The sequence below is a fragment of the Paludibacterium paludis genome (genome assembly GCF_018802605.1).
Classification (GTDB): Bacteria; Pseudomonadota; Gammaproteobacteria; order Burkholderiales; family Chromobacteriaceae; genus Paludibacterium; species Paludibacterium paludis.
In genome coordinates this window covers 326,486-344,091 of record NZ_CP069161.1, presented here as the reverse complement: position 1 = coordinate 344,091, position 17,606 = coordinate 326,486, and the positions used below count along the sequence as shown (strand labels likewise).

18 protein-coding genes and 1 pseudogene are annotated in these 17,606 nt (G+C 60.2%); 5 read left to right on the top strand and 14 right to left on the bottom strand.

The genetic code is table 11. From position 1 onward, the window contains the following. Positions 1-164 precede the first annotated feature (164 nt). Genes JNO50_RS01520 through JNO50_RS01505 form a run of 4 tightly spaced genes read left to right on the top strand, consistent with a single transcriptional unit; the run spans position 165 to position 1,976 of the window. Positions 165-731 carry an RNA polymerase sigma factor gene (locus JNO50_RS01520; protein ID WP_189533597.1) on the top strand — a complete coding sequence of 189 codons (567 nt, stop codon included), beginning with the start codon at positions 165-167 and terminating at the stop codon, positions 729-731. After that, positions 728-1,093 (top strand): hypothetical protein, encoded by a 366-nt coding sequence (locus tag JNO50_RS01515; protein ID WP_189533599.1) that lies wholly within the window; start codon positions 728-730, stop codon positions 1,091-1,093. Before JNO50_RS01520 ends, JNO50_RS01515 begins: the two co-directional genes overlap by 4 nt. After that, positions 1,086-1,436 (top strand): DUF3106 domain-containing protein, encoded by a 351-nt coding sequence (locus tag JNO50_RS01510; protein WP_189533601.1) that lies wholly within the window; start codon positions 1,086-1,088, stop codon positions 1,434-1,436. Before JNO50_RS01515 ends, JNO50_RS01510 begins: the two co-directional genes overlap by 8 nt. A gap of 12 nt (positions 1,437-1,448) precedes the next feature. Next, complete coding sequence (locus tag JNO50_RS01505; RefSeq protein ID WP_189533603.1) at positions 1,449-1,976, top strand: RDD family protein; 528 nt, start codon at positions 1,449-1,451, stop codon at positions 1,974-1,976. 69 nt (positions 1,977-2,045) lie between these two features. On the opposite strand, the pseudogene guaD reads toward JNO50_RS01505, so the two are convergent. Further along, positions 2,046-3,248, bottom strand: a pseudogene (guaD, locus tag JNO50_RS01500) (guanine deaminase); the annotation flags it as partial. 247 nt (positions 3,249-3,495) lie between these two features. On the opposite strand from guaD, the gene JNO50_RS01495 reads away from it, so the two are divergent. After that, a complete protein-coding gene (locus tag JNO50_RS01495; RefSeq protein WP_189533605.1) occupies positions 3,496-3,993 on the top strand; it encodes a MarR family winged helix-turn-helix transcriptional regulator in 498 nt (165 codons plus the stop codon). Between the two features lie 44 nt (positions 3,994-4,037). Here the strand turns inward: JNO50_RS01495 and JNO50_RS01490 are convergent, their stop codons facing one another. The 13 genes from JNO50_RS01490 to epsG all read right to left on the bottom strand — a co-directional run bounded on the left by JNO50_RS01490 (position 4,038) and on the right by epsG (position 17,600). Beyond that, positions 4,038-5,276, bottom strand: coding sequence for a glycosyltransferase family 4 protein (locus JNO50_RS01490; RefSeq protein ID WP_189533607.1), 1,239 nt, complete (start codon positions 5,274-5,276; stop codon positions 4,038-4,040). Continuing rightward, positions 5,273-6,394: a DUF1972 domain-containing protein gene (locus tag JNO50_RS01485; RefSeq protein WP_189533609.1), complete on the bottom strand. Its 1,122-nt coding sequence runs from the start codon at positions 6,392-6,394 to the stop codon at positions 5,273-5,275. The genes JNO50_RS01490 and JNO50_RS01485 overlap by 4 nt, the downstream gene beginning before the upstream one ends. Positions 6,395-6,422: 28 nt before the next feature. Next, a complete protein-coding gene (locus JNO50_RS01480; RefSeq protein WP_189533611.1) occupies positions 6,423-7,142 on the bottom strand; it encodes a glycosyltransferase family 2 protein in 720 nt (239 codons plus the stop codon). Between the two features lie 27 nt (positions 7,143-7,169). After that, positions 7,170-8,354: a glycoside hydrolase family 5 protein gene (locus JNO50_RS01475; RefSeq protein WP_189533613.1), complete on the bottom strand. Its 1,185-nt coding sequence runs from the start codon at positions 8,352-8,354 to the stop codon at positions 7,170-7,172. Then, positions 8,347-9,657 carry an O-antigen ligase family protein gene (locus JNO50_RS01470; protein ID WP_189533615.1) on the bottom strand — a complete coding sequence of 437 codons (1,311 nt, stop codon included), beginning with the start codon at positions 9,655-9,657 and terminating at the stop codon, positions 8,347-8,349. The genes JNO50_RS01475 and JNO50_RS01470 overlap by 8 nt, the downstream gene beginning before the upstream one ends. 3 nt (positions 9,658-9,660) lie before the next feature. Next, positions 9,661-10,797, bottom strand: a complete 1,137-nt coding sequence (locus JNO50_RS01465; RefSeq protein WP_189533617.1) for a glycosyltransferase family 4 protein — start codon at positions 10,795-10,797, stop codon at positions 9,661-9,663. 2 nt (positions 10,798-10,799) lie between these two features. Next, positions 10,800-11,696 (bottom strand): glycosyltransferase family 2 protein, encoded by an 897-nt coding sequence (locus JNO50_RS01460; RefSeq protein ID WP_189533619.1) that lies wholly within the window; start codon positions 11,694-11,696, stop codon positions 10,800-10,802. After that, positions 11,693-12,949, bottom strand: a complete 1,257-nt coding sequence (locus tag JNO50_RS01455) for a flippase (protein WP_189533621.1) — start codon at positions 12,947-12,949, stop codon at positions 11,693-11,695. The genes JNO50_RS01460 and JNO50_RS01455 overlap by 4 nt, the downstream gene beginning before the upstream one ends. Before the next feature lie 82 nt (positions 12,950-13,031). Further along, positions 13,032-14,018 (bottom strand): GDP-L-fucose synthase family protein, encoded by a 987-nt coding sequence (locus tag JNO50_RS01450; RefSeq protein ID WP_189533623.1) that lies wholly within the window; start codon positions 14,016-14,018, stop codon positions 13,032-13,034. A gap of 7 nt (positions 14,019-14,025) precedes the next feature. Next, a complete protein-coding gene (gene gmd, locus JNO50_RS01445) occupies positions 14,026-15,141 on the bottom strand; it encodes a GDP-mannose 4,6-dehydratase (protein ID WP_215796449.1) in 1,116 nt (371 codons plus the stop codon). After that, entirely contained in the window at positions 15,141-15,830 is a 690-nt protein-coding gene (gene epsI / locus JNO50_RS01440; RefSeq protein WP_189533625.1) for an exosortase-associated protein EpsI, B-type, read from the bottom strand. Before epsI ends, gmd begins: the two co-directional genes overlap by 1 nt. Further along, positions 15,820-16,713 carry an exosortase B gene (gene xrtB, locus JNO50_RS01435; RefSeq protein ID WP_189533627.1) on the bottom strand — a complete coding sequence of 298 codons (894 nt, stop codon included), beginning with the start codon at positions 16,711-16,713 and terminating at the stop codon, positions 15,820-15,822. The genes epsI and xrtB overlap by 11 nt, the downstream gene beginning before the upstream one ends. Next, the gene (gene epsG, locus JNO50_RS01430) at positions 16,710-17,600 is read right to left on the bottom strand and encodes a chain length determinant protein tyrosine kinase EpsG (RefSeq protein ID WP_189533629.1); all 891 of its coding nucleotides are present in this window, start codon (positions 17,598-17,600) and stop codon (positions 16,710-16,712) included. Before epsG ends, xrtB begins: the two co-directional genes overlap by 4 nt. Positions 17,601-17,606 lie beyond the last annotated feature (6 nt).

The window sequence follows — 17,606 nt, the reverse complement described above, 5'->3', positions numbered from 1 at the left end:
GTTATGTCATTGACCTTATCGTATCCCCACGCGGCCGGTCAAGCGCTTTTGTGCGGCTGCAACATGCCGCTAAGCCTAGGTAATTATTGAGAAAAATCATTAACTACCATTGCCGGTGGTGACCTGTTACTATTGCGGGTTGGGATTACTGAAACCACATTTCCATGGCCAGTCAAGAAGAGTTGGCCGATTACCTTCGATCGGCGGAACGACGGGCATTCAGGCAAGCCCTGTTTGCCGTCCAGAATGAAGAAGATGCCATGGATATCGTGCAGGACGCGATGCTCAAGCTCGCCCGGCACTACGCTGGCGCGCCCGCGCACGAGCTGCCCCTGCTGTTCCAGCGCATCATGCAAAACACCATCCGCGACTTCTACCGCAGAACCCGCGTGCGCCGGCTCGTTTTCACGCTGTTCAGCGCGCTGGTTCCCCGCAAGGAGGAAGACGACACCCCGGATCTGCTGGAAACGCTCGACGTGGCGGCGGACGAGATCCACCTGGATCCGCAGGCATGGCTGATGCGCAAGGAAGTTGCCACACTGATCGATGCCTCTCTCGCCCTGCTCCCCGCCCGTCAACGGGAAGCCTTTCTGCTGCGTTACTGGGAAGGACTGGATGTGGCCGGTACGGCAAAAGTCATGGGATGTTCGGAGGGCAGCGTCAAAACGCATTGCTCGAGAGCCAACCATACCTTGGCGGCCATCCTGAGCCAAAAAGGAGTGACCCTGTGAAACACGAGCGCCCGAAGCATGACGCCGTACCCGGAATCGTGGTGCGGGTACTCAACAACGAACTCGCCCGCATGCCTGAGGCGACACGCGAACGGCTGGCCGGCCTGCGCCGGCACGCCCTGTCGCACAGCCCCGCCCAGTCCGGCTGGTCGGCGCACTGGCTGCGCTGGTCCCTGGCGCACGGTCTTGCCATGCGCCGCACCACGGCGACGCTCACGGTCGCCGCGGTCGCGCTGACGGCCGCCCTGTGGGTGGAGTCCTCGCGCAACGAAGACATCGATCAGGACATTGGCGTACTGGCAGGCGACATCGCCCTGGAAAACCTGATGGATCCGGATCTGGCGGGGGCCGCGCATGAATAAGTTGCTGCTAGTGCTTGCTGCAACCCTCTGCGCCGGCGCATTGGCCTCCCCGCCGGAATGGCAGCAACTGGGAGCGGGCGAGCGGGCTTTGCTCGCCCCCCTTGAAAGCGATTGGCCGCGGTTGTCCCCGGCACGGCGCGAGCGCTTCGCGCAGATCGCCGCGCGCGCGACCGGGCTTCCCGCTGCGCGTCAGGCCAGGATCCGCGAGCGACTCCGGGTGTGGGCCATGCTCAGCGAGTCCGATCAGCAGCGCGCCCGCGCCAACTGGCGCCTTCTCGAATCCCTGCCACCCGATGCGCGGCAACGCGCGCTGGCGCGCTTGAACGCCCCGGCCGGCCAATGACACAATAGCCCGATGACGACTCCCGACACTACCGCCTTCCCGTCGCTGGCGCGACGGCTGGCCTGCCTCGCTTACGAATCGCTGCTGCTCGCCGCCATCCTGCTGCTCGTCTCGGCGCTGTACACGCCCCTGCAAGCGTCGCTCGGCGCCTCTCTGTGGCTTGACCAGGCATTCCGCGCCACGCTCGCTCTGGCCCTGTTCGCCTACTTCGGCAAATCCTGGGTCAGCCACGGACAAACCGTGGCGATGAAAGCCTGGCGCCTGAAACTGCAGACCGCGGATGGCGAAACGCTATCCTGGAAGGAAGCGGCCATCCGCTACGTCATCTCGCTGATACTGTTCGTCGTCGTTCCCGTGCTCGCCTACCTTGGCGCACGGCAAGGCTCCGGCCATCGGCCGCTGGTGGCCCTGGCATCGTTCTCCTGGTGCCTGTTGCCGTTTCTGGCGACACTGGTCGATCCCGAACGCCTGACCCTGCAGGATCGACTGTGCGGCACCCGCACGGTGCTGATCCCCAAACGCTCCGGCAAGACCGCCTGACGGCATCCAGCGGCAACCGGCGACCCAGGTATCGCGTACCGCGCGGTCGTCCCCCAGCATCATCAGCACGAACATCGCCTCCCCGATAGTCCGGACGCGGGTCATTCGGTAGCGGATCAATGGCGTGGCCGCCATGTCCAGTACAGCAAGATCCGCATCCATCCCGGCCGCGATCGACCCCACCTTGTCCTCGACGCCCAACGCCCGGGCTCCGCCCCGCGTCGCCAGATAAAAAGCCTGAACCGCGGAAAGGGCATGACCATTGAACTGGGCCGCCTTGTAAGCCTCGTTCATGGTGGTCAACATTGAAAAACTCGTTCCGGCGCCGACATCGGTCGCCAATCCGGTCAGCACCGGAAGACTCCGTTGCCGGGTGCGCCGGACATCGAAACACCCCGATCCGAGAAAGAAATTCGATGTTGGGCAATGCGCCAGGGAGGCGCCGTTTTCCGCCAGGCGGTCGAGCTCCGGTTCGGTCAGATGAATGCCATGCCCGAAAATCGCCCGGGGTCTGACCAGCCCGTGGCGGGCGTACACATCGGTGTAATCGCGCGCGTCGGGAAACAGCCGGGCGACCCAGGCCATCTCGTCGCGGTTTTCCGCGAGGTGCGTCTGAATCGGCATATCCGGGTAGCGCGCCGCCAGCGCGCCCAGAGCCTCGAGCTGCTGCGGACTCGACGTCGGTGCGAAGCGCGGTGTGATGGCATACTCCAGCCGGCCCACGCCATGCCAGCGCCCGATCAGCGCCTCCGACTCGTCGTACGCGCGTTGAGCGCTGTCCAGCAGGGAAGCCGGCGCGTTCCTGTCCATGCAGACCTTGCCCGCCAGCATCCGCACATTGCGCCGGCGCGCCTGGTCAAACAGCGCCTCGACCGACTCGGGGTGCACCGTGCCGAACACGGCGGATGTGGTCACGCCATGCCGCAACTGCTCATCAAGGAAGATCGCGGCCACTTCGGACGCCACGGCAGGATCGCCGAATGCCTGTTCGGTGTTGAAGGTGTACAGGTTGAGCCAGTCCAGCAATTGCTCACCAAACGCCGCGATCATCGGTGTCTGCGCATAGTGCGCATGACAATCGATGAAACCCGGCACGATCAAGGCATCACGGTAATGCGTGATGTCCGTGCCGGGCGGCAGCGAAGGCAGCAGCTCCGCGGCATCGCCCACCGCGACGATCTTGCCATTTTCGATGACGATCAGCGCATCGGACAGATGCGTGAGACTCTCTTCGTCAGGGACAATGAACGGATCAGCCCGAAATGTGATCATGGCGCCGCGCACAGCCGACTTCATCGTGACTCCTTCAACGTTACACAGACAAACAGGAAAGCGGGGCGTCAACCACCCCTTTTTATCTTTATATCAAATATCTTCAGGTGAAGATAGTTAATCGCAAGAAAATGGTAATCTCTGGGCCCGAAGCGGTATTGCATCAATGACACATCAGAAGGTTTTAGGGCAAAACAAAACCGTTCATCGATGAACGGTTACATCGCATACGGAAAGTGGAAAAACTATGTTCGAGCAGCCTGACCAGATCGACCGCATCGTTGCCTTGTGGCGTGAAGTCCGACCGGATCTTGACCCATCCTCGACGGAAGTGATCGGGCGCATCGCGCGCATGGAATACTTCATCACCCGCCGTGTCCTGCAGGACCTGATGGCGCACGACATCAACGTCGGAGAATTCGACGTTCTCGCCGCCCTGCGGCGCAGCAAGGAGCCGTACCAACTGTCGCCGAATCAGTTGCAGACCATGGTGCTGATTTCGTCGGGAGCGCTAACCAACCGCATCAACCGCCTGGAAATGTCGGGTCTGGTCCGCCGCTCGCCCGATCCCCTTGACCGCCGCGGCGTGATCGTTACGCTGACCGAAAAAGGACTGCGCGTCATCAACGAGGCGGTCGTCAACCACCTCGCCGCGGAAAACGAGCTGCTCGAGCCGCTGGACGCGGAAGAACGCCATACCCTGGCGAAGCTGCTGAAAAAACTGCTGCAAACCCAGGAAGACTGACAGGAGCGGGGGGCCCGCACAGCGATGCCCCCCGCCGACCGCATTCAGGCCGAAGGCCGCGTTGCCGCGAGCCCCTCAGCGGCTATGGCATCGTAAACGGCATCCACCTGTTTTTCCCACGTAAAAGCGTCACAACGGCGCAAGGCGCCGGCAGAAAGCGCCGAGAGAGTCCCCGGGGATGTCAGAAGTTCCGATATCGCCTCGACAAGTCGCCCCACCACGGTCGCCTCGGAGACGCCTTTCGCGGGCACCACCACTCCGGAGTCGTCGTCGAGGAAGTGCTTGGGACCGCCAAGGTCAAGGCATACGACGGGTAAACCGGCGCTCATCGACTCGAGGATGACATTACCGCTGGAGTCATGAAAGCTCGGGAAAACGAACAGATCCATATCGCGGTAAAGCGTCAGCAGTGCATCCCTCGGAACCTTGCCAAGAAACTTCACGGAGTCGCCAACCCCCAGGGATATCGCCAGATCCACGAGGTAGCTGTGCATCGGCCCGTCTCCCGCGATGGAAAGATCCACATCCAGCCCGTGACGGTGACGAAGCTCGGCCAGCGCCCTGATGATCAGGTGAACGCCTTTGAGTCCGATCAGTCTGCCCGCATAGAAAAGAGTGAAACGCTCTCGCCCGGTGTAATCTTTCGCCGCGCCCCATTGCTGGCCGGGCATGACGCCGATCTCCGTGGCCACCCGAGCCTTGCCGCGCGCGAACCAGGGCAAGGCATCCCGTGTTTCGTCGGTCTTGCAGAAAATCAGGTCCGAACTCTTCATGTTGAGCCAGACGAACGGATCGAACCGGCTTAATTCGATCAGAGCCGACCTGGCGAATTCGAAAGCTCTCTCGCGCAAGGGCAAACGCATCCACAACCGGGCTGGCGAACGCTCTCCGCCGCCAAGAGGTCCGTTGATAAAGGGCTTGCCCAGCAATCCCATGAAGCTCGGAAAACGGTAGGTGCCCCAGGTCAGGTGGTGAACGAGATCGAAGTCCCCGATCCAGCGGCGCGCCGACCAGGCCGCCTTCAACTGCCACAGCATGTAGTAAAGACGCGAATTGAGCAGGCGGTGCGGATGCAGGCCGAAGACATCCAGATCGACATACCGGAAACACGGTAGCGGCTGCCCGTCAGGCATACTCACTTTGTCGATCTGCTGCTTGAAATACGCGTGGGTAATGACCGTCACATCGTGCTTCCCGGCCAGCGCCAGGGCCCAGCGCCAGCCGACGCCGGGCTCCGACCCCCATTCTGGCGAGCAGGCGAACACTGACAGCAGGATCTTCACGCTCGATCCTTCCCGGCCGGTAGCCAACGCTCCAGCAGAGCCTGGTACTGGGCAAGGATGATCGGCCACGTCAGGTGCGAAGCGAAGCGCTCGAGATGTGCCGTGCGCATCGCTTCGAGTCTGTCCGGGTCGTCCAGCAGCGCATCCAGTTGCGCCGAGCATGCGTCCTCTCCGGAGAAATACGCGGCCCCTTCCCCGACAACCCACCGGTTGAACGGGTTGTCGTGAGCCAGCACGGGGCTGCCGGAACCCAGGCCTTCGACCAGTGAAGGGTTCGTCCCGCCCACCTGATGACCGTGCACGTACAGGCGGCAATGACGCCGCAGCGCCTGCACAACGGTCTTGTCGTAAATCGCGCCGGGAAACAGCACCTGATCGTTGGCGGCGTCGACAACCGCCTTGTGATAGGGGTTGGTCTCCGGAACGAAATGCCCCAGCACGACCAATTTGCACGAGCGGGGTTTCGCGCAGAACGCCCGCACAATGTCCAGGACGGAGTTTTCCGGTTCGGGCCGCGCGATCACCAGCGCGTAACCCTTGTCATCCAGCCCGTATGACCGGATCGCCCCCGGGTCTCCCTGAACGCAAGCCTCAGCGCCATACGCGATCATCGTGATCTTGTCCGCCGGCACCCAGCGCGTCAGGTGCGCCTTGATTCCCGGGTTGTCGGCCACCAGATGGTTGCCGATCCGGGCACCGATCAACTCGTTCAGCCAGAACCAGGTTTTGGCGACCCAGCCCCACTTTTGCCGCTTCCACTCGATTCCGTCCATATTGATCAGGTTCGGAATGCCTTTGAGACGAAGCCATGCGCAAAAGATCGCCGTGTTGTAACCGAGCGTCAGGCACAGATCCCGGTGCCGCGCGGCGTGGCGCGTCGCCAGCCAGTCGAACAGCACGGTTCCCTTGGCTCCGGACACGGCTACGGGAATGCGCACCCGCTCGATACCCTCCCAGGTATCATTCATCACCTCTCCCGAGCCATCCTCCTGGCAATAGACGATCACGCGCCACCCCTGCCCTACCAGGTGTTTCGCGAGATACTCGGCAAAGGTCTCAAATCCCCCATGCGCAGCGGGGACGCCACGCGTCCCAAGAATTCTGACAGCTGGTTTCATGCTTTTATTATGAAATGAAAGAGTGTATTCAGGCTGCCGGCGGGTACGTCGTGGCACGCTTGCCACGGTAGACCATCCAGGTGGCAAAGTACGCCAAAGGCCGGACCAGCGGGTGGCTCGCAAGGGCCACATACTGGTTCTTGCGCTGTTTGTTTTTCAGCACATCCGACAAGGATCCCCGCCGGACCCGGTAAAAGAGCAGCGGTTCGGGTACCCGGCGGGTGATTTCCCAACCGCGGTGTTCCACCCACCACATGCTGTCGTTGTGCTTGAAAACCGTTTCGTTGAAGCGTTTTTCAAGCATGATCCGCCGGCGGATCAACCAGGAACTCGGGGTCGGAAAGCGGTTCGACATGGCGAATCCGCAATTGACTCCGCGCTCATTGATCAGATAGTAATCGCAGGAGATTAATCCATCATGACTGCTCAGACCGGCACATTGGCGTTCGAGCCGGGTCGGTGCCCAGTAGTCATCGCCGTCGAGGTAAGCCAGCCATTCGCCCCTGGCTTCCCTCGCGGCAAGGTTTCTGACATGTCCAGGCCCCATTTTCGGGATCCGCCTGACCGTGATCTTGGGCTGACCTTGCACGATGGCATCGATCCAGGTGTTCTCCTCGCGAACATAAACCAGGATCTCGCCAACAGGCAGGGTTTGCGCCAACACCGAACCGAGGGTCTTCGGAGCGTACTCCCGCTCATCGTCCGTCATCAGCAGAATGACAGCCGAGATATCAGGGGTCTCATGCATCGAACAGGATTCCTTTCGCAAACGCTGTTATTTGGAGCTGCTCGGCGCGGAGTAACCGGTTCCTGGAATCGGAGCGGTGGGCGCGCCAATCGCCTGCCGGATCAACGTGATCACCGGCGCGTTGTCAGTCCGGATCATATAGGCCGGATCCTGGGAAGCGATTTCCGCATCCCAGCCCGGATAGCCCCTGAACTCGTGATACGTCCAGGACAGTTTGTATTGCTTGAACAAGGAAATGACATCGCTGATGTAATTGTACGCGGAACTGCCCGGCGCCCAACGCACACAACTGAACTCCCCGACGTACACAGGTTTCTTGTAAGTGTTCTTGAAAGCGATCACATCCTGGAAATCCAGCGCCAGCCGATCCTTGTCGAAAGCGGTCACGCCCCAACGGGAGTACGTACCAATGCCGTATGAAATAGGCGTGGGATACGGAATGGTCCGGGAGTAGGTCGCCGAGGTTTTCTGGTGAGTGATATCGTGCGGCGAGTAATAGTGAATACTATAAACGATATTGTCATACGGCAGGGGTTTCAATCCCTGAAAACCCAATGTACTGCCTCCCGCGATCGTTTCGTAAATGATCACATGATTACGATCCACGAGACGGATCATGTCGATAATATTGGAAGCAATGGGATTCCACTTGTCGATCGCCTGTTGCGGGTGGGAACCGTCCCACGGTGGATTCGGCTCGTTAACGATATCGTAGCCGGCAATGATTTTCTCATTGGCATAGATCTTGGCGAACTTTGCCCAGGTCGTCGCCATGGACGCCTGAAGCGCCTTATTTTTCCACACGTCGCCGGTCTCGATGTACTGGAACGCCCCAACGATAACAAGATAGATGCCGACCCGCTTGGCCTGGACGATCATCGCGTTCAGGGCCTTGAGGTCATCATCGCTGATCCCGTATTGACTGCAGCTCTGGCAACGTTTGAAAGGAAAAAACACACGAGCCAGATTGGCTCCGTTACGTTTCAATCCATCAAAGTACGCGGCATTGCGAACATTCGTCGTGCCACCGATGACGAAGCCGCGCAGCTGTTCGTTGTCAAAATCCGCAGCGGTCAGGAAACGGTTGGAAAACGCCAAGGGCGGAGTCACCGCCATGGCCGCCTTCGTGGTCGTTGAATTTGCTGCGTTTCCGATCGGGCTTAATAGCAAAAAGCAGGCAATCATGCCCAACCGGACGATAATCTTATGCATCTTGCTTCCTTTCCATACGATTGAGACAACCCAACATGAACCCAACCATCAACAGGTAGGAAGCCATATCCGATTTATTGAATGCACCGGAGATCAGCCAGGTGGTCACCAAAAGTACGCCGATACTACCTTTGAGGAACTGGGAACTCGTCACTTCAGGGTCGGATGCGCTTGCCGTCCTGCCCATCTTTTTAGCATAGACATAAGGGATGGTTAACGAAAGCAGGAATGCGAGGATCCCAATCGCGCCCGTCTTGACCAAAAGGTAGATGAATCCATTGTGGAAAACGGGAATGAACCGTAACGGTACCGAATCCTCGCTCCCCAAACGCAAATAGAATCCCAAATCGACGGACTTGCCGAAGCCCTGCCCGACCAGCAATTGCCAGCTCTCGCCATTAGCGTAAGTCGCCAGGCCACGCTCGGTTTCGAATCCCCGATAGTTCTCGTTGATGCTTCGGTAGTCCCGGTAGTCTTCGACATGCAGCTCGTTGAAGGAACGCAGCATTTTTCCCGAGAACGAATTCTTGTCCACATCCGGGAAAAAATCGCTCGCGCCCTGCATGACCAGCAGGGTCACCACCGACAAACAAACCAGGATGATGGTCTTGATGGTACGCTGCCGGTTCATGAAACGCGAGGTGAAATAGTACCCAAGCAAGACAACGACAAGCATCGTCCGGGAGAATGTCAGGATGCAGGACAGCGCCGTCAACACAATGAATATCCAGGCCAGGCTATGTGGCAGAAAAAGCCGTGCCCGCCATTGTCCACGACAATGCAAAAGGATCAGCAAGGCAAGCGACACCAGATAGTAGCCGGTACCCGCGGCCCCCCGGATCTCAACAGCCGACTTGGTCAACAAGGCCGGATTGGCGATAAAACTGGACAGATGCAAGCATGCCACCAGAACGCCGGAGACGACGAAAGCCAGCAGCCCCTTGCGCATATCGGAGATCGACAGGGCCAAAACGAACCCCACGGAAATCAATATTACATAATTACTTGAATACCATATATCTTTGAAATAATCATACGTCGGGTTGCCAACTCCCGCTATCACGCCAGTCAGAATCAGCACGATATCGCAAGCGATCACCCCCAACAGCACGCGATTGAAGCGGTTCTTACCGAACATCCAGAACAGCATGGAAAACACCAGCAACACCAGATTGAGCACGGTAAGCAAACCGGGCCACAGGATCACGTATCCGATCGACAGAAAACCGATCGAATATTCGGGCCAGACGGGGTTGCGCACGGGACGCGCGCTCACTCCCGCCACAGAATTCTGAAATGTCATCGACTACACCATGTCCCGATAAAGTTTGACAAACCCTTGCATCATGGCAGGCACGGAAAAACAGTCGCGATAGACTCGTTCGCCGGCCGCGCCGAACTCAGCCCGTCGGGCCGGCGAGGCCAACAAATCATTCAGCCTGGCCGACAGCTCGGGAACACTCCCCGGCTCGCACAACCAGCCGGTCTCGCCATCCCGCACGATCTCCAGAATACCACCATGCGCCGACGCCACCACCGGCAGCCCCGTCGCCATCGCCTCCACAGCCACGAGTCCGAACGATTCCGGCTCAATGGAGGGAACGCAGGCAATATCGATGGTTTTCCAGATCCTCCAGATATCGGAAGAGAAACCTTGAAGAGTCAGCCGGTCGGAGATCGGGGATTGATCGATACGTGCTCGCAGGGCATCAAGAAAATGCTCCTGCCCCGGAGGAGGACTGCCAACGAACACCACGCGGAATCCATCGACGCCCTGCGCCGCCAGACGCTCGGCCGCTTCGATCAGCACCGTCTGACCCTTCATCCGGTTGATACGGCCCACAAGACCGATAGTCGTCACGGCTCCGCCGGGGACATGGCTCGCGGCATCCATTTGTGGCGAAGGAGCCGCCACCCCGTTCCAGATCACGCAGCTTCGGCTTGCCAGGCAGGGTTGATGCTGCAAAAGCCACTCGCGCGTGGAATGCGAATTGCAGGCCACGCGATCGGCGAACAGCCTGACCAGCCAGGGAAACAGTCTGGCGGCGGCGGCCGGCGAGTGAATGGTTTCGTGCAGGTGCCAGACATGTTGAATGCGGCGGCGCAGCGCCCACAGCGCCCCGCCCAGCACCGCCAGCGTATTCGAGTGAACGATATCGATCTTGCGGCCGGCGACGATCCGGTCGATGGCGCCGATGACGCCCGGGATTTCCGAAAGGAATTTGAGAAAACCCAACGGGCGCAGGCTGGCCCGGCTTAGCTTGAGCACCGGGCACACATGCGCTTCGATGCGCGCGTCCCTCAGCGCCGCCAGCAGTGGCCCTTCGCAAGGGATCAGCACCACGGGCTCGATACCGTGGTCCGCGAGACGCGTCACCAGATCCAGCAGTACCTTGTCGGAGCCGTAAAGGTCCGCCGACTGGTGCACAAAGAGTATGCGCATCGTCACGCCTCGCCGTGGCGAAGAATTTCGATGGTATCGGCTCGTCCCCGCACATCGGCGAGCGTATAGCGCCCGCCGATTCCCGACGCCGTGATGCGATGATAGGACGGGGTTTCATCGACCGCATACAGATAGCTGATGGTTTCCGGCTTGTAGGCTCCGATCACGAGACGCTCGATGCGGCGCCCGACCAGAACCGCCTGACGCAACCAGCCACTGGAGAACGCCCCGAATTTCTTCTGCAAGGCGACCGTTTCATCCTGCATCCGCTGGTGCGTGCTCAGATTGCTGCCGTCCACGCCGAATACCGAAAGATAATCCGGCAAATGCGCGATCACGGCGCCCGCCTCGACGAGCCGCAGAATCAGGTCCATGTCCCCCGCGTAGCGATAACCGGTATCGAAGGCAAGCAACCCCTGTTCGCGCAAGCGTTTGCGGAAAAACAGCGTGCAGGACATGGTGTTCAGAAAACTGTTCACCACGTAGCTCTTGCGGAACGGAATTTCACGGCGCAACGCGACGACCTTGCCATCCATGTCCGCCACGATGGCGTTGGCAAACACGATATCGACATCGGGATGGCTGTCGAAATACGCGGCCACCTTCTCCAAGGTGCCCGGCAGATATTGCTCGTCGGCATTGAGCCACGAGAAAAATTCGCCGGAGCCGCGACTCCACGCGCGGTTGATCGCATCATACATACCATGGTCTTTTTCGCTGACGCCGGCCACGTCGGACTGGGCCGCCAGCCATTCGGCGGTTCCGTCGGACGAGCCGCCGTCCTGGACCAGATGCTCATAGGTCACACCCGTCTGACCACGCACCGAGCCCACGCAACGGCGCAGCTTGTCCAGCGCATTCCAGGCGGGAGTGGCAATTGAAAAACGGACATGTGTCATGGTGTCACCTTGGACAGATAATGGGTTCTGACGGCGGCTGCCAGTCTGCCAAACGGCCACAGGGCCCGGATCTGGTGCATTCCGACCGCGCGCGTGCCGGGCAGCAGGAAAGATGTCAGAACCCCGGCGACGGCGTACGACAGCAGCGAGGCCCAGGCCGCGCCGATGGCTCCCCAGCGGGGAATCATCACCAGATTGAGCAGTATGTTGGTCACGGCGCCGATCGCCGTCGCCCAGGACTCATATTTCTGCAAGCCCTCGATCGCCAGCCACCGCGCCCTGACATAGGACAGGGTGACCAGGAGGCACGCCCACGCATTGATATGAAAAATATCGACCGACGCCGCATACTCCTCGCCGAACACCAGCATGATCGCGGGTCGGGCAAGCAGGATGCTGCAGACAATGGCCACCAGGGAAATGACGACGGCACCGTCGACAAACAGCTGGAACAGCCGCGCGAACTCCTTCTTACCCTGAGTGCGCTTGCCGATCAACGTCGGATAAATCGTGTCGGTCAGCACCACAGGCACGATATAGAGGATCTCCGTCAGCTTCTGGGAGACACCGTAAATGCCGTTTTCGTGATGCCCCGCCATCTTCCCCAGCATCACCGCGTCGATCTTCATGTAGATCAGCACGGAAAACGCGGCGATCACGAACGGGTAGGCATCCTTGAGCATGCCCGGCACCTGGCCGCGGTCGAACGTCAGCGCCCGTTCATCACGCGGCGCCTTCCACCGGTAAGCCCAGTAGACGCCGAGACTCATTATCGCGGCTTCGAGCAACACGGGGATGCCGAACCAGACCAGCGGCACACTGGCCACGGCCATGCCGATCTTGCCCAGAGAGGACACCGCCACGGCCGATGAGCGCATCGCGGCCGGAATCAGCGGTTCGGTGCGCGACTTGAACCAGAACTCCGCCGACGACAGCACATAAAACGACATGCAGGCCAACTGGGCGACGTTCAGCCAGAACACCGTATTGAAGGCGCCTTCCAGCAGCCAGACGATGCCGCAACCGGCAATCAGGCACACCGAGCTTGTGACCAGCCGAATGGCCATCGCGGTACCGAGCACCGAAGCCGGGTTGCCGCCGCGCACCAACCGGAGGATCGTGGGGTTTTCCAGTCCGAACGAGGCCAATGCGAAAAAGATCGCCGTCAGCGCCGTCGAATAGTTGAGCATCCCGAACGACTCCGGCCCGAGCAGCCGGGCCAGAGCGAACGAGGTAACGGCGCTGGCGCCCATCCGGAAAAAATTGTCGAGATAGAGAACCCCCGAGCGGGAGGCCAGCTTTTTAAGAGAGAGAGAAATGACCCGGCTCCCGCTGCTAATGACTGGCCGGGCGGGAGGATTCCCTCTTCAGGAAATCCTCGTAACTGATGGCAATGCCTGTCTCGAATGGCATCGTCGCCTTCCAGCCATAGGCCGCCAGCTTGCCCACATCCAGAAGTTTGCGCATCGTGCCATCCGGCTTGCTCGCATCGAAAACCAGCTCCCCCTCAAACCCAACCACTCGGGCGATGGCTTGCGCCAGTTCGGCGATCGTCATGTCGTGCCCGACACCGATATTGACGAGCGGCGGCGTCTCGTCGGTCAGCAGCGTGCGGTACTCCGCCTCGGGCAGGTTCATCAGATACACGCAGGCGGCGGCCATGTCTTCGCTGTACAGGAATTCGCGCATCGGCCTGCCGCTGCCCCATACCGTCATGGAGGCATCGCCGCGCAGCTTCGCCTCATGCGCCTTGCGGATCAGCGCGGGAATCACATGACTGTTTTCCGGATGGTAGTTGTCGCCCGGTCCATACAGATTGGTCGGCATCACCGCCAGATAACGGGTGCCATGCTGGCGATTGAACGACCAGCACATTTCGATGCCCGCGATCTTGGCCAACGCGTAGGGCTGATTGGTCGATTCGAGCGGGCCGGTCAGCAGGTACGACTCCTTGATCGGCTGCGGGCATTCCTTCGGATAAATGCAGCTGGATCCGAGAAACAACAGGCGTTCGACATCGTTCTGCCACGCCGCGTTGATCACGTTGGTCTGGATCATCAGGTTCTGCGAGATGAAATCGGCACGATACACGTTGTTGGCATGAATGCCGCCCACCTTGGCGGCCGCGAGAAACACGTACTGCGGCCGCTCGGCCGCGAAGAACGCTTCAACATCGGCCTGACGGGTCAGGTCCAGTTCTTCATGAGTCCGGGTGATCAGGTTATGGTAGCCCTGACGCTGGAGCTCGCGCACGATCGCTCCGCCGACCATGCCGCGATGGCCGGCGATATAAATGCGCGCTTCCCTGGGTATGGCGTTCATGGACGGATCACTCGAAATAATCCATGGCCTTGAAACCATGGGATTTGATCAGGTGGTCGCGACGGGCCAGTTCGTAGTCGTTGCGGACCATTTCGGAAACCAGCTCCTGGAAGGTGGTTTTCGGGGACCAGCCGAGTTTTTCGCGGGCGCGCGTCGGGTCGCCAAGCAGCGTTTCGACCTCGGTCGGACGGAAGTAGCGGGGATCGACACGCACCACGACCTGGCCCGGTTTGAGCGGACTCTCATCGCCGTCGTTGGAGACCACAATGCCGATTTCATCGACTCCGGAGCCTTCCCAGCGCAGCGTGATGCCCAGTTCCCTGGCCGCGGCGTCGACGAACTGGCGTACGCTGAACTGCACGCCGGTGGCGATCACGAAGTCTTCCGGCTTGTCCTGCTGTAGCATCAGCCATTGCATTTCGACATAGTCGCGAGCGTGGCCCCAGTCGCGCAACGCATCCATGTTGCCAAGGTAGAGGCAGTCCTGCAGGCCAAGCTTGATGCGTGCCACGGCCCGAGTGATCTTGCGGGTTACGAACGTTTCACCGCGTACCGGAGATTCGTGGTTGAACAGGATGCCGTTGCACGCGTACATCCCGTAGGCTTCGCGGTAGTTGACGGTGATCCAGTAGGCATAGAGCTTGGCCACCGCGTAGGGGCTGCGCGGATAGAACGGCGTGGTTTCACGCTGCGGGATTTCCTGCACGAGGCCGTACAGCTCGGAGGTGGACGCCTGATAGAAACGCGTGGTCTTCTCCATGCCGAGGATGCGGATTGCTTCAAGGATCCGCAACGCGCCGATACCGTCCGCGTTGGCGGTGTATTCCGGCTCTTCGAAAGACACCGCCACGTGACTTTGCGCGGCAAGGTTGTAAATCTCGTGCGGCTTGACCTGCTGGATGATGCGAATCAGGCTCGTGGAGTCGGTCAGGTCACCGTAATGCAGGATGAAATTGCGGCCCTCGATATGGGGATCCTGATAGAGGTGGTCGATCCGGTCGGTATTGAACAGCGAGGTGCGGCGCTTGATGCCGTGCACCTCGTAGCCTTTCTTGAGCAAGAATTCGGCGAGGTAGGCGCCATCCTGTCCGGTAATCCCGGTGATCAGAGCGATTTTCTTCATCACTGTTCCTGTTTGTTCGCACCAAATACCCGATTTCTGTAAACAGGAGCGATGGCCTGATACATATCGGTGATAAATTGTTTTTGCACTTGAATGGCATGCCCGTTGTCTTCGTCAATCGACGAGACCCGGACCAGCATGCCGTCCGGCACCTTGCCGGTCAGGCCGTACTCCAGTTGCGCCAGCTTGCGCCCCAGACCGGGCAGCGTGCTGGTCTCTCCGACCGTCACCCAATAGGAAATCGGTTCGTTGCGCGGTCCTTGGCGGGCGACCATGTTGCGCAGGCTGACCGAGCGGTCCGGCAGATTGAAACGGCTATCGGACGGAGCGGAAATCGTGAAACCCTGGCCCACGTAACAGAATTCGGGCCGGTGCACCTGAGTACTGTCCGAACTCTGGTCTCCGCCATAGGCCACCGACAGCATGATGCGCTGGCCGCTGGAGTTGATGTAGGTACGGGACAGCGTGTCGTTGTATACGGTGTTGAGCAGCGCCTGCAGCGACGGATCGATCTCCACCGGGGCAAGACTGGTATCGGTTTTCCAGTCACCGAACGACTCCGGGAACACCTTCACGAGCTTGATCGGATTGGCCTGGGCCATGACCTGCCTGGGAGTCAGCGCGACAGCGGCGGCCGCGGCCGCGGCCAGCACCAGGGCGGGCAGCCAGCTTCGTTTGTCAATCGCCATGCTTGCGCTCCTTCATGACACGGCCAAGCAGCATGTCCGATGTGAAAAACAGCAGCAGCGCCACCGCGAACAGTACCAGCCCGGCGAACTCGTGGACGAATCCCTGTCCGGCCTCGTCGCCCAGATAGTAAGTGATCAGAATCAGCGCCATGACCCTGATCCAGTTGGCCACCACGGCCAAAGGCAGGATGAGCAGCAGCATGACGATATTCCGCATGACATTACGATGACCGGCAAGATACAGATACAGCATGCCCATCGCACTGAGGACAAAAATCGAATTGAGCCCCGAGCAGGCATCCGCCACCAGCAACTGGTATTGGCCAATGTTCAGAATCACCCCGCTGCGCGCGATGGGGTAGCCCAGCGCATAGAGGATGGTTTCGGCCATTTGCGACACCAGCATTTTCAGCGACCGGGTCAGGGGATCGGTCAGCACCCCGGGCAACGGAACCAGCACAAGCCAGAACAGCAGCGGGAACCAGACCGCGCGCATGCCTTTCCAGCCGGTAAAGTGCAGCACCAGAGCCGTGGCGATCAGGATGTGGCCGGGCACCTCGATGGTCGAGATGGCTTGCGAGCGGCCGACCACATACAGCAGGACGCCGGCCGCGCCGATCAGCCAGGCCACCCAGCGGCCCGACGCCCCGGCTCCGGAGGCCAGCTCCGCTTTCCGGCTCCAGAATAGCCAGATCAGGATACCCATCACGATCGGTTCGTGGCCCTGCCCGGTGGGGCTCAGACTGGACACGATGATGCCGTAATAGGTCGGTCCCATCACCAGCGCCAGAGCCACCCACAAAGGGAGGAAGCGCATGATGAGGCCATCGGGAGCGAGCTCCCTGCGAACCTGCTCGAGCAACGAGGCGTTTTCCGAATTCATTCGGCACCCTTGAGGTGATTGAGGACACAGCCCAGCACGGTGGCGCCGCTGGTCGCGAGTTGATCCCGGCAGCGAGTCAGCGCGATCACGCCGCTTTTGCCGGCATCGGCCAATAGCACCACGCCACGGCTGCGCGCCGCGATCATCTGGGCATCCGCCGCCAGTTCCATCGGCGGCGTATCGAGGATGATCACGTCAAAACCGACCTCGGCGCGGTCCATCAGCCCCGCGAAGCTCGCCCGGGTAAGCAGCTCCTGCGGGTTCGGCACCGGCGTTCCCGCCGTCAACACGGACAGATCTAGCAGGTTCGGAATACGGTTGGCGCATTCCAGCGTCGCACGGCCTGCCAGAATATCGGACAGACCCTGACGGTTGTCGAGCTTGAAGAACTCATGCTGGGAAGGAAAGCGCATATTGCCGTCGATCAGCAAGGTTCGTTCGCCCAGTTGGGAAAATACCACCGCCAGATTCGCCGCGAGCCAGCTGTTGGCCCGGCCGGCATTGTGGCTCGCCACCGCCACGGCCTTGTTGCCATCGCCCATCCAGCGCAGCATCAACTGGCTGCGCAGGCTGCGCAGCGCCTCTACCTCCTCGGCGTGAGGCTGGTAGGCGGCCAGCAGGTTTTCGCTCAGCGACCGGTCGTCCTTCGACAAAAAGGCGTAATCGAACTGGGACGACAGCACGCGCTGCAGGTCCGTTTCGGAAATGAATCCCAATTTGATCGCCGCTTCACCGAAGCGCAGATCCTGCTCCTTTTGCAGCAGCAGCACTTTTTCGGCCTGCTGGGGGGTCAGCTTGCCCTGATTGAGGAGCATCTGCCCGATCGCGGAATTACGGTTCTTGTCCATCGTGGCGTCTGTCTGTTTTTCAAATGCTTCAATTGTCATGGCCGG

Bases quoted from the DNA above. Each gene is read 5' to 3' on its own strand.
- JNO50_RS01520 (WP_189533597.1), top strand. From the start codon at position 165: ATGGCCAGTCAAGAAGAGTTGGCCGATTACCTTCGATCGGCGGAACGA.
- JNO50_RS01510 (WP_189533601.1), top strand. From the start codon at position 1,086: ATGAATAAGTTGCTGCTAGTGCTTGCTGCAACCCTCTGCGCCGGCGCA.
- JNO50_RS01505 (WP_189533603.1), top strand. From the start codon at position 1,449: ATGACGACTCCCGACACTACCGCCTTCCCGTCGCTGGCGCGACGGCTG.
- JNO50_RS01495 (WP_189533605.1), top strand. From the start codon at position 3,496: ATGTTCGAGCAGCCTGACCAGATCGACCGCATCGTTGCCTTGTGGCGT.
- JNO50_RS01485 (WP_189533609.1), bottom strand. From the start codon at position 6,394: ATGAAACCAGCTGTCAGAATTCTTGGGACGCGTGGCGTCCCCGCTGCG.
- JNO50_RS01480 (WP_189533611.1), bottom strand. From the start codon at position 7,142: ATGCATGAGACCCCTGATATCTCGGCTGTCATTCTGCTGATGACGGAC.
- JNO50_RS01475 (WP_189533613.1), bottom strand. From the start codon at position 8,354: ATGCATAAGATTATCGTCCGGTTGGGCATGATTGCCTGCTTTTTGCTA.
- JNO50_RS01470 (WP_189533615.1), bottom strand. From the start codon at position 9,657: ATGACATTTCAGAATTCTGTGGCGGGAGTGAGCGCGCGTCCCGTGCGC.
- JNO50_RS01465 (WP_189533617.1), bottom strand. From the start codon at position 10,797: ATGCGCATACTCTTTGTGCACCAGTCGGCGGACCTTTACGGCTCCGAC.
- JNO50_RS01460 (WP_189533619.1), bottom strand. From the start codon at position 11,696: ATGACACATGTCCGTTTTTCAATTGCCACTCCCGCCTGGAATGCGCTG.
- JNO50_RS01455 (WP_189533621.1), bottom strand. From the start codon at position 12,949: ATGGGCGCCAGCGCCGTTACCTCGTTCGCTCTGGCCCGGCTGCTCGGG.
- JNO50_RS01450 (WP_189533623.1), bottom strand. From the start codon at position 14,018: ATGAACGCCATACCCAGGGAAGCGCGCATTTATATCGCCGGCCATCGC.
- gmd (WP_215796449.1), bottom strand. From the start codon at position 15,141: ATGAAGAAAATCGCTCTGATCACCGGGATTACCGGACAGGATGGCGCC.
- epsI (WP_189533625.1), bottom strand. From the start codon at position 15,830: ATGGCGATTGACAAACGAAGCTGGCTGCCCGCCCTGGTGCTGGCCGCG.
- xrtB (WP_189533627.1), bottom strand. From the start codon at position 16,713: ATGAATTCGGAAAACGCCTCGTTGCTCGAGCAGGTTCGCAGGGAGCTC.
- epsG (WP_189533629.1), bottom strand. From the start codon at position 17,600: ATGACAATTGAAGCATTTGAAAAACAGACAGACGCCACGATGGACAAG.